The sequence below is a fragment of the Methylobacter psychrophilus genome (assembly GCF_025583945.1).
Taxonomy (GTDB): Bacteria; Pseudomonadota; Gammaproteobacteria; order Methylococcales; family Methylomonadaceae; genus Methylobacter_C; species Methylobacter_C psychrophilus.
Genome location: NZ_JAOEGU010000076.1, coordinates 1 through 11,883, shown reverse-complemented (window position 1 = coordinate 11,883; position 11,883 = coordinate 1). Strand labels below are relative to the sequence as shown.

At 41.0% G+C, this 11,883-nt stretch carries 11 protein-coding genes; 3 read left to right on the top strand and 8 right to left on the bottom strand.

Features of this window, described 5'->3' with window-relative positions:
• The 7 genes from N7974_RS19130 to N7974_RS19100 all read right to left on the bottom strand — a co-directional run.
• The coding region (locus tag N7974_RS19130; RefSeq protein WP_317451633.1) for a 1-deoxy-D-xylulose-5-phosphate synthase N-terminal domain-containing protein at positions 1–304 on the bottom strand (304 nt) is incomplete at its 3' end.
• Position 305: 1 nt separating this feature from the next.
• A complete protein-coding gene (locus tag N7974_RS19125) occupies positions 306–1,970 on the bottom strand; it encodes a copper resistance D family protein (RefSeq protein ID WP_262967145.1) in 1,665 nt (554 codons plus the stop codon).
• 12 nt (positions 1,971–1,982) lie between these two features.
• The gene (locus N7974_RS19120; protein WP_262967144.1) at positions 1,983–2,336 is read right to left on the bottom strand and encodes a copper resistance CopC family protein; all 354 of its coding nucleotides are present in this window, start codon (positions 2,334–2,336) and stop codon (positions 1,983–1,985) included.
• A 10-nt stretch (positions 2,337–2,346) separates the two neighbouring features.
• Positions 2,347–3,738, bottom strand: coding sequence for an aspartate aminotransferase family protein (locus tag N7974_RS19115; protein WP_262967143.1), 1,392 nt, complete (start codon positions 3,736–3,738; stop codon positions 2,347–2,349).
• Between the two features lie 172 nt (positions 3,739–3,910).
• Complete coding sequence (locus N7974_RS19110) at positions 3,911–4,615, bottom strand: phosphorylase family protein (RefSeq protein WP_262967142.1); 705 nt, start codon at positions 4,613–4,615, stop codon at positions 3,911–3,913.
• On the bottom strand, positions 4,612–6,585 hold the full coding sequence (gene shc / locus N7974_RS19105) for a squalene--hopene cyclase (protein WP_262967141.1): 1,974 nt from the start codon (positions 6,583–6,585) through the stop codon (positions 4,612–4,614). The genes N7974_RS19110 and shc overlap by 4 nt, the downstream gene beginning before the upstream one ends.
• A 10-nt stretch (positions 6,586–6,595) precedes the next feature.
• The gene (locus tag N7974_RS19100) at positions 6,596–7,696 is read right to left on the bottom strand and encodes a phytoene/squalene synthase family protein (RefSeq protein ID WP_262967140.1); all 1,101 of its coding nucleotides are present in this window, start codon (positions 7,694–7,696) and stop codon (positions 6,596–6,598) included.
• 479 nt (positions 7,697–8,175) lie between these two features.
• Here N7974_RS19100 and hpnH point away from each other — a divergent pair, with 479 nt between their 5' ends.
• The 3 genes from hpnH to N7974_RS19085 all read left to right on the top strand — a co-directional run bounded on the left by hpnH (position 8,176) and on the right by N7974_RS19085 (position 11,009).
• A complete protein-coding gene (gene hpnH, locus N7974_RS19095) occupies positions 8,176–9,285 on the top strand; it encodes an adenosyl-hopene transferase HpnH (RefSeq protein ID WP_262967146.1) in 1,110 nt (369 codons plus the stop codon).
• A gap of 243 nt (positions 9,286–9,528) precedes the next feature.
• A complete protein-coding gene (locus N7974_RS19090) occupies positions 9,529–10,146 on the top strand; it encodes an ABC transporter substrate-binding protein (RefSeq protein ID WP_262967139.1) in 618 nt (205 codons plus the stop codon).
• Between the two features lie 20 nt (positions 10,147–10,166).
• Positions 10,167–11,009 (top strand): MlaA family lipoprotein, encoded by an 843-nt coding sequence (locus N7974_RS19085; RefSeq protein ID WP_262967138.1) that lies wholly within the window; start codon positions 10,167–10,169, stop codon positions 11,007–11,009.
• Positions 11,010–11,120: 111 nt separating this feature from the next.
• On the opposite strand, the gene N7974_RS19080 is transcribed toward N7974_RS19085, so the two are convergent.
• Complete coding sequence (locus N7974_RS19080) at positions 11,121–11,636, bottom strand: adenine phosphoribosyltransferase (protein WP_262967137.1); 516 nt, start codon at positions 11,634–11,636, stop codon at positions 11,121–11,123.
• Between the last annotated feature and the right edge of the window lie 247 nt (positions 11,637–11,883).

Sequence of the window (11,883 nt, the reverse complement as noted above, 5' to 3'; positions counted from 1 at the left end):
CATTGAGGGTACGGATAGTCGTCATCCGCTCTTTGCGGCCGGTCAAAATCTTGTGCGGATACGCCTGATGCCCCACATCCCAAACCAACTGGTCAGACGGGGTATCAAAAACATAATGCAAAGCCACAGTAAGCTCGACTGTACCTAAACCCGCAGAAAAATGGCCGCCAGAAATACTCACGGTATGCGTTAAATAATCCCGCAGTTCTTTCGCCAAGGGTTTAAGCTGGTCTTTACTGAGTTTACGTACATCAGCAGGAGTATTGATATTATTAAGCAGTGGATAATCGGGTAGTGTATTCATATTAATAAAGTGGCTCGCGATAGAACATCAAAACGATGCCAATCTGAAAAAGGGCGGCAACAGAAATAAAACCGGCAATGTCCTTACCCGGTCTATCCAGTTTTAATTCCAGCCAACGACCGCATGCCAGAATAAGAGAAAAAATACCCATGGTCGTGTGACCAACCTGGATAAGAAATGCACTTTTAGCCTGAAAACCCACATGTGAATGGGTAAGTAACATTAATCCACCAAAAGCTGCCAGTATGGGAAACACAAATGCCAGTTTGCTATGGGGGTTTTTGGTTATTCTGGCACTCAGTTCAATCATGCCAAGAGTAAATACCAGCAAAGTTGCAATTCTATGCTGTAACACTTCACCGTTATTAAAAGTACTATCCCAAAAACTTATCGGCCCTAACGGCCAGGATTCAGCATCACTACGAAAAAACAGAAAAATTCCCAAACCGATAAAGCCTAGTGGCCAATACCGGGTTAAAGGCAAATATTTATCAAAAGCAGAAAAAGAAGATGGCAAATGCTTTATGTAAGAAAGCATGGCAAAAAAACTCATCGCCGTTAGGAAAATTCCCGCGATATTATGGTTATAATTTGACCATTCGGTTGCTGCCATTGAAGGAACCTGATCAATAATGGCAACCCGACCTGCTTCACCGGCTATCAGCGCAACATGGCTGGGCGAATTGGTTTGAGGAATTTGTGGACTAAACGTATTAAGTACTTCCTGCCAGCTTGCTGTCAGATTGGAGATATCAATCGCCGGTGGTTGCGAAGCCAGACTGGCAGCGGTAAATAATAACGTGATTAAAACGACAGTTTCCGCTTCAATGTAATAAGGTACCCGGTTGTTTAATGCATAATGATCACCGGAAATACGGTATTCACGGACGGCACTTTTATTCAGCCAGGCAAATCCCAAGGCAATTGCCAATAAGGTAATTTTTACGATCAATAAATTACCATAGCCGGTGCCGATCAGACCGTTCCAGGTATCAATATATTGTAAGGCAATAGGTAACCCCGAAACCAGAATCATGGCAACTGAAGCGATGCCAAACCAGGAAAATCGATGTAGCATTAAAGGCCATAATTGGGCGGTAACCCGATTATTTTGACGTAACAGCCAAAGATTAACCAGTTGAAAAATTCCACCGATCCAGGCGGCAGCGGCCAGTTGGTGAAGAACTGTTAACGACATTAACATAAACCGATCGTCAAAACGTCCGGCCGCATGTACCAGCCAGGCACCTGAAATAATCATCGGCAAGGCCACAATGCTAGCAGTTGTCCAATGCGCCTTCGAAAACGGATTTTTACTCAGCGTCTGATAACAATAACCGGCCAGAAAAATAGCCAATAGCGTCCGTATAATACCGCCAATAAATTGCGTAGTGTTGGCAAACTCAGGAAATGGCCAACGCTCAAGAACCGCAGTCATCAACCAGATTTTAAGAATTATTTTAAAAAGTTGCGCTGCTGCCAGTAAAAAACCGCCTTTGTAAATAAGTGCTATCGTTTTTTGTAGCAATACAGCATTGTATCCATCCTGATTATTCCAGGGACGCAAAACAAAAAGCCCCCAAAACAGGCCACCAATTGTTAATGAATAACAAATCAGGTCAAATCCGCCTATCAGAGAATCGAGAAAATCAGCTATGCCCGCCATTATCTGGTCCTGTTAAGAGACTGAAAAATGAATAACATCTTCGGTTAAATGACCATCAGCAGCGAATATTTTAAATCTGATGGCATAATCACCTGGTTCCAGTGCCGGAATATGGATAATAATCTGCCCCTGCTTACTGCCGGTTTCTGCTTGCAATAACTCATGTTTATCGCCTTTACGCACTAAAAAAATTTGCGACAGACCCAGTTCTATTTTGGAATTAAAAGTAAGCTCTATATTGTCTGGTTGGTTAGCACGAATGGGGGTCACTTTTAATGAATAATCGGTCACAACCGCATGAGCGATAACTAATGTTGCCTGACCCAAAGTCAACACTAACAAGATTAACTTAATCCACTTTTTCATAATCTTGACCTCAGCGACTTTTTTTACTTTTTAAAGCGTGGCCTGCCAAATTCTTGCCTAACTCCCAAATAGAGCCGGGTATTTGATGTGTATCTGCAATGGCTTTATCAAATGAACTGACAATATGATCACGATCTTTTTGCGTCAGGTTTAATGGTGGCAATAGTTTAATTACATTCATACCATGCCCGGCAACCTGAGTCAGTATATGGTGCTCTTTAAATAAAGGTATGGTGATCATTTGGCAGAACAAGCCTTTATTCGCCGCTTCCAGCATGGCCCACGCCGCTTTTAAACGAAGACTTTTAGGCGATTGAAATTCAATGGCAATCATCATGCCCTTACCACGAACACCTTTAAGGAATTCATATTTTTCAGATAATGCCTGTAGACTGTTAATAATATCAGTACCGACTTTTAAACTGTTCTCTACCAACTTTTCTTCTTCCATGACATGCAAAGTGGCCAAACCTGCGGCCATCGCCAAATTATTTTTACCAAAAGTTGAGCCATGGACAACAGCTCTATCCATACGATTAAAAACGGTATCCATGATTTTTTGGGTCATTGCTACAGCACCAACCGGCACAAAACCGCCTGACAGGGCTTTAGCCATACAAATCATATCCGGTTTAACATTCCAGTGATCTATAGCCCAAAATTTTCCGGTACGCCCAATGCCTGTTTGTACTTCATCAGCGACAAATAAAGTGCCATATTTTTTGCACAGGCGCTCAACTTCAGGTAAATAATTATCATCAGGTACATTAACGCCTTTGCCCTGAATAGGTTCAACAATAAAGGCAGCAACGTCATTATTACTTAATGCTTTTTCCAGCGCCTCAAGATCGTTAAAAGGTATGGCTTTACAACCCGGTAATAACGGACCAAAGCCTTCACGGAAAATTTCTTCACCACATAAGGAAAGGGCGCCCATTGTCAGTCCATGATAGCCATGCTCACAAAAAACGATATTTTCCCGTTTGGTGGTGTAACGGGCAAATTTGATGGCAGCTTCCAAGGCTTCTGTTCCTGAATTACAAAAAAACATCTTATCAATATTTTCCGGCGTCGTTTTCAAAAGCTCTTTAGCCAGTAAACCGCTGAGTACAGATACATCCAGCTGCACAAGATTTGGCAACTCCAGGGTTAATGTTTCCTTTAAAGCGTTAATAACGGTAGGATGATTACGACCAATCGCAAATACGCCAAAACCACTTAACAAATCCAGATACTCTGTACCCGACTGATCATAAAGATATTGTCCTACGGCACGCTTATAATGGCGGTCGTAGCCTATAGTCTTTAACATTCTGACCATTTGATTATTAAGATGCTGCTCATGCAGATCAAATTTATCAGTACTATGTTGAGTAAAAAGTTCGGCTATGCTGAAAGTCATATTAGCTATTCAAGGTTAAAGGTTAAAGATATCTTGAGTAAAGCACAGAATATAAGTGGCTTCCTTTTTTCACTTAAACTCTTAAGGTGATATCCAAGAATTAATATACCCAAGTGGCACAGGATTTTTGTTTATTTACACGACGGACAAATAGGTATTGTATTTTTAGGTGTTAATTATGGGCTATTGTCCCCATATAGCTGGCAACCAACTTTAACGTTTTCTTTGCTGCATTAAAATGCAAACCCAGCTTTATTAATCCAGGTAACTCGGCAGGATGTAGCAAAAGAAATAATAATAATTTGCCTAACATAATATCCCCGCTGTTATTAAGGGAATAATTAATCGCTAAAGGTAAGTTCATTATTACCGGATCAACAATCGCCCGGATGGTGATGAAAGGCAACGCGTGTTGACTTGCGACCTTGGCAATAGCGATACTTTCCATATCCAGTGCAACTGCACCCGTTATTGAGTGTAGTTGTTTTTTATCGGTACTGGAGGAAACAATACTGATACTCTCCACTAAAGCTCCACTATGAATGACCATAAACTTGGCAAGTCTGTTTTTGATTTCGCTATGCCAATCAGTATTCACAGCCATTTCACAATTTCCGGCATCTATCAGCTTATCAGCCAGAATCAGATCACCTGGTTTTAATGATGCACTAAGAGCTGCCGCACACCCCCAACTTATAAGTCGGCCGGCACCTTTGGCAGCCAGTAATTCAGCAGCCAAGCCTGCATTTATTGGGCCGGTACCTGAATAAGCAACCAGTAATTTATCGGCTATAAAAAGACAATGGCCTTTACTGATCTTTTTAGACGTCAGGGTAGCCAACTCTTCAGGTAAAGCGACAACAATACCGGTGATCACTTTTTGTTTAGTTCATTGCGATAGCGAGCCAATGCCCAAAGTGGGAAAAATTTATCATACCCGTGGTATTTGAGATAAAAAACTTTGGGAAATCCCGGCGCAGTAAAACATTTATCATTCCAAACGCCATCAGTTTGCTGATTATGCAAAATAAAATCAATACCGGCTTTTACTTCAGGGCTATGTGCTTCACCTGCAGCCATCAACCCTAAAACAGCCCAAGACGTTTGAAACGCCGTACTAAAATGATAACTTCCACTAACGCTTTTATCGTGATAAGTGTAGTTATCTTCTCCCCAACCGCCATCTTCACGCTGCTTACTTTTTAACCATTTTGCGGCTTTAGTATAAATTGGATCAGTCTTGGGTAGATTGGTTTGTTCCAGCCCGAGTAAAACAGACCAGGTACCATAAATATAGTTGGTTCCCCAACGGCCAAACCAGGAGCCATCATCTTCCTGCTCGTTACGTATATATTCCAGGGCACGTTCCAAAGCAGGGAGATATTCATCATGATTTTTGGCGACTCTGGCCATTAACATGGCACAACGCGCACTGACATCCGATGTTGGCGGATCCAATAAGGCACCATGGTCAGCAAACGGAATCTCATTGAGGTAATAACAGGTATTATCCACATCAAAAGCTCCGTAACCACCATTTTTGGATTGCATACCCACTACCCAACGCGTTGCCCGATGTATTGATTGATCTAAATCAGGCAAGTTAGAATCAGCCATGGCAAAAGCGACGACAGCCGTATCATCGACATCTGGATAATGTGGATTTTCAAACTGAAATGCCCAGCCGCCACCTGCCAAATCAGGCTTGGTAATACGCCAATCCCCCGGCTCATCTGATAATTGTTTGCTTTTCAGCCAGTCGTAAGCGTTCGTTAACGCTAAATTAATCACCGGATTAACCCTATCACTACTTTTGTGAACCTCCTGCAAAGCTAATGCAGCCAGAGCAGTATCCCAAACCGGTGACAGGCAAGGCTGGCAATAGGCATCATGCTCATTGATAACCAATAACTTATCGATGGCTTTTCGGGCGATAACAATAAGCTCATGATCTTTAGGCATGCCTAACAGCAACAAAGCTTCATAAGCTGCCATCATTGCCGGACAAATACCGCCTAATCCGTCTTCGCCATTCAGTCGTTCAATAATCCAGTCTTTAGCTTTTTTAATAGCCAGGTCTTGAGCTTTTTTGGGGATTAACGGACGCGTTGCCCGACCTAAAAGATCCAGGCCCAAAAAAATTTTATTTAATACAGTTCTTTCAGGAAAATAATGCTGTTCTTCATCAGGGGGTGTGACAAATAGTTCTGATACACTAATTTTTTTCGGATTTTTGGCGGTTGCTTTTAAAGTACAAAGTATAAACAATGGCACCATAACTGTTCTTGACCAGTAGGAAACTTTGTCCAAGTGGAAGGGAAACCATCTGGGCAGCAACATAATTTCTACCGGCATGTACGGAACCCCACGCCAGGGTATCTGCTTAAATTTTGCCAGCTCAATGCGTGTAAAAACATTAGCTGTCGCCGCACCGCCCTGACCAAGAATGTAATTTCTTAAACGGCTCATATGCGGCAGGTCAGGAGAGTCGCCAGCAAGCTTTAAGGCATAATAAACCTTAACGCTACCACTAATATCACCTGGACCACCGGTGAAAAGCGGAAAACTGCCATCTTCAGACTGACGAGACCGTAAATAATTAGCTATTTTTACTTGTAAGGGCTCATTGATCTCATCCAGATAGTGCATCATCAAAATATATTCTGACGATATTGTGCAATCTGCCTCCAACTCAAACAGCCAATAACCGTCTTTATTTTGCAGGCTTAGGAGTTTATCCTCTGCTCTGTCAATGGCTTTGTCAAGATTGTAGGGCTTGGAATAAATAGCGGTTGATGAGCTGGAAATATTACTCGTCTGTGTTTGTGGATTAGTATCGGTAAACATAATGACGTCCTTAAAGGTCTGAATTGGCTTTTGAGGAAGATATTGAATAAGTCCAGTCAATAGCTTTCAGTTCTCGACTGGTTAAATTAAAAAGCACGGTCAGCAAAAAGTTACTGCGGCCCATTAATTTGGTTGTCAGAATAGTCGCCTTAACACTTTTACGGGTTATTTTGACCTGGTCAGAATGATTGAAATCCAGATTTTGTTTGATTTTTTTTAAGGTCAAAACGGCCATACCCAGCGCCCATAAACAAAAATTGCGAATGCCGGTTTCATGAGCCGGTATTTTTAGGGTGTATAACAAAGCGTTATTCAAGTGACCGTGAGCAATACTAATTAAGTGCTCCAGACCTACTCTAAAATTTTCGTTAGTTGTTTCCGGACTCAGGTTTTTAAGATCAAAACCTGTTTCGGTAAAAATATCTTGTGGCAACCAGCAAACACCGCGCTGTGCATCATCCCAGATATCTTTTAATATATTGGTCATCTGCAAACCCTGACCAAAAGAAACCGATAGCGTTAGCAACTCTTCCTTATCCTTGGCAATTTCAGGAGAGTAATGGCAAAAAAGTTTGGCCAGCATTTCACCAACACAACCGGCAACGTAGTAACAATATCTGTCCAAATCAGCCAATAGTGGCAAACCATCATGGAGATTCTGGGCCTGAAATATTGGCATGCCTTCAGCCATGGTTTCTACACAGCAAGCCAATGCCTCAATTTGATCATCATCAAGCGTATGCGTAATTTGTATAACCCGAGGTAACACATGTATTAATGTGTGTTCAGCGGGAATAGTTTGCTCGGAAAGTAATGGTGCAAGCTCTACTGCGAAGGGTTCAGCATTGACACCGGTTTTTACAACATCAATAAACTCTGAACAAAAATATTTTTTTTGTGCTGCAGACAATGAAACTTCATCTTCAATCGTATCGACTATCCGACATAACAAATAAGCATTGGCAACTGCGCTATAGAGCTGTTTTGGTAACTGGGGAATAGTTAGAGCAAATGTTCTGGATACGCCTTCAAGCAAGAGTGTCTGAAAATCATTATCAGACAATTGGCTTAGTGATTTAGGGTTATCCAGGGATATTCGGGTTTCGCTCATAATATTTTAGATGTCGGCCCAAGTGGGTTAGTAAATTAATTGACGGCAATAATAGCCTGTTTGTTGGTATTTTGCAAAGCAATGTTGTTTTATTGTTAACATCCTTGTTTAGCTGGGCTGTACAGCTACTTATTAATAATAAAAACAATAATTTAACGATCCACGTTGCATTTGTACAACGTAGTCAAAAAGTGTCGGTAATATAGCGGTAATATAGATAATTTAGCGTAAAAACTGGAGTCGTTAGTTAAAAGATAGTATTCTACTCAAGAATAGATAAGCGATTGTATTATAAAGCAGGTCTGTTTAAATATCTAAACTTCAAGACTGAAAAATCTTGACAAATATTATTTATTCAAACAGCCATTTTCTGTTGCTTTATAGGTACAATCATTATCATCCCACATCATGAGTGTGGTTTTAGGATGGTCAATATAAAATGGCTATCAATAGTTATAACAATTTTGGAGGGTTTGCTCGTGGGTGTTCCTTTACGTCAGCAGTTAGCGGTCGGTAGTTACCTAATTAAACAAAAACTAAAAGGGGTTAAAAAATATCCTTTAGTACTCATGCTGGAACCATTATTCCGTTGCAACTTGGCCTGTGCGGGTTGCGGTAAAATTGATTATCCTGATGACATTCTCGACAAACGTTTATCATTCGAAGAATGTATGCAGGCCGTTGATGAATGTAACGCACCCATGGTGTCAATTCCGGGTGGTGAACCGCTTATTCATAAAGAGATGCCACAAATTGTTGCAGGTATCATTGCACGCAAGAAATTTGTGTATTTATGCACGAATGCCTTGCTATTAAAAAAGAAGATTAATGATTATACGCCCTCCCCTTATTTAACTTTCTCAATCCATTTGGATGGTATGCAGGAAAGGCATGATGCCTCTGTTTGCCAGGAAGGCGTCTTTGATAGAGCCGTTGAAGCAATCAAGTTAGCTTTGGGAAAAGGCTTTAGAGTCAATATAAACTGCACCCTTTTTCAAGGTGAAAATGCGCAAGAAGTGGCTGACTTTCTGGACTATGCGACAGAATTAGGTGTAGAAGGTATTACTATTGCCCCAGGATTTAGTTATGAGAGGGCTCCACAACAAGATGTATTTATTAAAGGTAAAGACGTTAAAGATTTGTTCAGGGGCATTTTTAGAATAGGCAAAAATCGCAAATGGCAATTAAATCATTCATCACTTTACCTGGATTTTTTGGCCGGCAATCAAAACTATGAATGTACGCCTTGGGGTAATCCTACACGGAATGTTTTTGGCTGGCAAAAACCTTGTTATTTACTGGCAGATGAAGGTAATGCAGCAAGCTTTAAAGAGCTTATCGATACCACACCATGGGATAAATACGGTAACGTTAACAACCCTAAATGTGCAAGCTGCATGGCTCATTGTGGTTATGAAGCGACTGCCGTTGAAGACATGTTAAAGCATCCGTTGAAAGCATTATTAACCTCTATCAGAGGCCCTAAAACCGAAGGTGATATGATACCTGAACCGATGCCTGCCTATGCCGAAGAGAAACCGTTATCAACGCTTTCAGGAATTCCTATCAGAGTAGAAATAGTTGATTAACGAATAGCAGAACTACTCTTTCTAATTAGTTATGGCATCGATCTTAAGCGCATTTCTGTCCGGATCAAATGCAAGGTAACTACACCAATCCCCTAACGAAGTTAAAGCTTTAGCCTGATCAATCCCTGTTGTTAAAGGGCAATGCAGGGTTAAAGTTTTGCCTATGGAATTAACGAGTATGTTAAGTCCATAGGCAACGTTAAAAACGTTTAATAAAATGCCACGTTTTATGAGGTTTTGACTATGATTTTAAAAAAAATTCAGCTAACTGCTATCTTTATATTTTGTTTATTTGCAACAATCCACACTTCCGCGCAGGCTGAAAGTGCAGCAACAGCCAAACAAGTCGTTGAAAAATTTCAGACAGAACTCATCGCCGTCATGAAAAATGGCAAGCAATTAGGCTATGCCGGAAGATATGAAAAACTAAGTGGCCCTGTGTCGAATAGCCACGACCTAACAAAAATTGCCCGCATCGTCGTTGGTAAAGAGTGGGAAAAACTATCTGAAGCCCAACAACAAAAGCTGGTAGATGTCTTTATCCGATTAAGCATTTCCTCTTATGCATACAATTTTAAAGATTATTCTGGCGAAGCATTTGTCTTTGATTCAGAAGAAGAAACAACAAGGGGTGGCGTTGTTGTGCATAGTCACTTGATTATTCCGGACGATAAACCGGTTAAATTTGATTATATGCTAAAGGAAAAAGGTGATAGCTGGCGCATTATTAATATTATCGCTAATGGTGTCAGTGATTTAGCCTTGAAAAGATCAGAATACACCTCCATATTACAACGCGAAGGCTTTGATGCATTGATAACAAAGATAAACGAAAAAATTGATAATTATTCAAAACTATAAGCTACAGGTTCTATACCAAAATGAACAAGCTATACAGCGGCAATCGTAATGCCAAAAGTCAGAGAAATATCTTAGGCATGCTCATTGCTTCCACCATTTTTCTAGGTGGCTGTGCAACAAATAGTGCTACTGAGCAGCAACAGGTGGCAAATAAGGATGACCCTTATGAGCACTTTAACCGAAAAATGTATACTTTTAATGATCGTGTTGATAACTATGTTGCCAAACCTATTTCGGATAGCTATAAATGGGTGACACCCCAGTTTGTACAAACCGGGGTTTACAATTTCTTCAGTAATCTTAAAGACATTAACGTGGTTGTTAATGATGTTCTACAAGCTAAATTTGCACAAAGTGCTCACGATACCGGACGCTTGGCACTTAATACAACAATGGGCCTGGCCGGTTTTGTTGATGTAGCAACACAGGTTGGCCTGGAAAAAAATGAGGAAGACTTTGATCAGACTCTGGCTGTATGGGGCGTTCCAAAGGGTTCATTCTTGGTAATCCCTTTAGTGGGACCAACAACTGTTCGCGGCATTCCTGGTGCGATTTTTGATACGGCGGCAAACCCTTCCAGTTATGTAGGCATACCTGTACAACTGATATCCTTGCTAAATACTCGTGCAAATGCAGAGGGCTCATTAAAATTTATTAATGAAGCCTCACTGGACCCTTATGTATTTACTCGCGAGGCTTTTTTACAATGGCGCCATAATCTGGCTACCGATGGCAAATTTGAAGTATCTTTAGATTTCGATGATGAGCTGAATAACGACGTAGAACCCGCCAGTAAAAGCACTGACATCAGTACAGAAAACATAACGCTAACCGCTCCAGAAGTGAACACCGAAGCGAAATAACCCAATTAACTTTGGTTATTGCCCAATTACTTAAGACATTCAGCTTATTTTTAAAAACCAAGATAATAAAGCTGAATGTGTATAGTTGATACCCGATAAACAGGGTATCAACTAAAAATGTAATAACGAATAGACTTCATAATTGCCCAGCTTTTCTCTTCCTTCCAAAAAGTCCAACTCCACCACAAAAGCACAAGCTTCAACCTTGGCACCCAGCTTTTCAACCAACTCACAACTAGCCTTTGCAGTTCCACCAGTGGCCAATAAATCATCGATCAATAACACCCGATCATTGACATTAAAAGCATCAATATGCGCCTCTAGTGCCGCCGAACCATACTCAAGATCATAAGCCACGCTTTGCACATCATAAGGTAGCTTTCCGGGTTTTCTCAAGGGTATAAAAGGAAGCCCCAACTCCCAGGCAACCAATGCACCAAAAATAAAACCGCGAGCCTCCATGCCTGCTACTGCAGTAATTTCACGACCTAAAAAAGGCTGCAGCAATTGATGCACAGCAAGCCTTAACATTGCGGGATCTTTTACCAGCGGCGTAATATCCTTAAAAATAATCCCCGGCTTGGGAAAATCAGGAATATCACGAATTTTATTTCTTAACCTGTCCATTATTTCAACTTATAAGAGGTGGAAGATTCAATTAATAAGGTCTTGCAGGGTTATTATAATCGTAACTGATGAATAATAACCCTGCAAGACACATAATGTAGTCACTACTAAGCGCAGAAAGTCTCAATTCGGGTAGTAATTCCCTGAACATCCAACCCACAAATGGCCAGCAACTCCTCTCTGGTACCTTGCTCAACAAAGCTGTCGGGCAAACCGATATTTAATACCGGCATCAGTATGTGCTGAG